At 69.9% G+C, this 1986-nt stretch carries 2 protein-coding genes; one reads left to right on the plus strand and one right to left on the minus strand.

Features of this window, described 5'->3' with window-relative positions:
* Nucleotides 1-1199: histidine kinase dimerization/phospho-acceptor domain-containing protein (locus VF697_RS22980; RefSeq protein ID WP_331098408.1), on the minus strand; the 1199-nt coding region annotated here is incomplete at its 3' end.
* Between the two features lie 357 nt (nt 1200-1556).
* Between VF697_RS22980 and VF697_RS22985 the strand changes: the two genes are divergently transcribed.
* On the plus strand, nt 1557-1986 hold a 430-nt coding region (locus VF697_RS22985), incomplete at its 3' end, for a protein kinase (protein ID WP_331098410.1).

Raw genomic sequence — 1986 nt, forward strand, 5'->3', positions numbered from 1 at the left:
GAGAAGTCGAGCAGCGAGTTGACGAGCCGCAACAGCCGTCCCGCGTTGCGGTGGAGCACCTCGACCTCGGAGCGGGCGTCCTCCGGCAAGGGCCCCGCGCGCCCGGCGAGGAGATCCTCCGTGGGCCCCAACATCAGCGTCAGCGGCGTGCGGAATTCGTGGCTGATGTTGCTGAAGAAGGCCGTCTTGGCGCGGTCGAGCTCCATCAGCGCCTCCGCGCGCTGACGCTCCTCCTCGTAGGCCCGCGCATTGCGCAGCGCCACCGACACCTGGGCCACGAGCAGCTCGTAGAAGGAGCGGTAGCCCTCGTCGAGCGCGCGGTTGGGGCTCACCCCGGCCACGAGCACGCCGAGCGGGGCCTTCTGCCCGGACGAGGCGATGGGCATCACCAGCGCCGAGCGGACCGCATCCTTGAACGGGCCCGCCGTCAGGGGGACGCGGCGCTCGACATCCTCGAGGAGGACCGTCTCGCCCTTCGCCGCGCGCCCGAGCGACCAGACTCCGTCGCCGTCCTGCTCCAACGCCACGGTGATTGGCAGCGCCTGCTCGTGCTCGCCCAGGCCGATGGAGCCGCGGCGCGTGAGCGTCCTGCCGTCCGGGTCGCGCAGGTAGATGAGCGCGAAGGGCACGTCCAGGGAGTACTCGGACAAGGCGGCGGCGAGATCGTGGCAGGTCTTCTCGACGTTGCGCGTCTCTCCGCCCCGCGAGGCCAGGTCGCGCAAGAGCCGCAGCCGCCGCTCGCCCAGGAGCTGCTGGGTCACCTCGCTACAGACGGCGAGCATGCCGGCGATGCGCCCCGAGTCGTCCTCGGCGGGAGCGTGGGAGACGCTGAAGTATGCCTCCTCGCGGTAGCCGGAGCGCTCCATGAGGAGCAGCAGGGCCGGCGTCCAGTTCGCCACACCGGTGGTCATCACCTTGTGGATCATCGGACCGAGCGTGTCCCACGAGGCCGCGAGGGTGGTCCGGATGCTGATGCCGAGCGCCGCCGGGTGCCCGTCGCCAATCAGCTTCGAATAGGCATCGTTGTAGAACTGGATGAGGTCCGGGCCCCAGGTGAGCACCATGGGGTAGCTCGACGCGAGGAGGGTCCGGACGAGGGCCTTGAGACTCTGGGGCCAGGTCTCCACCGCCCCAACGGGGGTGGAGGCCCAGTCATGGGTATGGATGCGGGTGTGCAGCTCGCTAGGGCCAGTGAACATTGCTCGTGAGGGGGGGGGCCACGCGGTGGGGGACGCCAGCGGGTCCAGGGGTGGCAGGTCCTATAACAAGGCGGCGGGTGCGACCTTCCCCCTGAGTGGGTTGACCCCATCCAGGGCTGATGGAGGGCCAACACTCGATCGAGGAAGGGGAGGCGGGAGTTCGAGCCTGCCTGGCGGGCAAGCGGTCTCTGTCCCTCGCCGGACACGCCTCCTGGGCGGGAGCTGTCCACTGCCGAGCGAGCAACCCCAGAGGGGGGTGGCCAGTTCGAGCGAGCTTCCTAGCTTTCTGTCGATGCCCAGGTTGCCCGGCCCCGCGTGTGTTCGGGGCCAGACGGGCAGTGGGGCTGGGGGGCTCTCGTGGGGACCTATCGCATCATTCGCAAGCTGGCGCGGAACACCGTGGCCGAGGTCTTCCTCGGCAAGGCGGCGGGTTTTGGGGGGGTGGAGACGCCTGTCTGCATTGATCGCCTGTTGCCCGAGTCCGCGCGGGATGCGGGCTTCGTCGAGCTCTTCCTGGGCTCGGTGAGGACGTCCGCCACGCTGCCGCACACCAATGTCGTGCGGGTGCTCGACACGGGCCTGAGCGATGGCCAGCCCTGCCGCGTCCTGGAGTTCGTGGACGGAGAGGATCTGCGCTCCCTGCTCGAGGGGGTGGTGGCGCGCGGGGTGGCACTCGGGCTGCGCGAGGTGTGTTTCATCGTGCAGCAGGTGGCCGAGGGCCTCGCCCATCTGCATCGCGCCCGCTCCGGCCACCGAGGCCTCCAGCCCTCCCAGGTGTGGATCTCCA

Source organism: Archangium sp. (genome assembly GCF_036388035.1).
Taxonomy (GTDB): Bacteria; Myxococcota; Myxococcia; order Myxococcales; family Myxococcaceae; genus Archangium.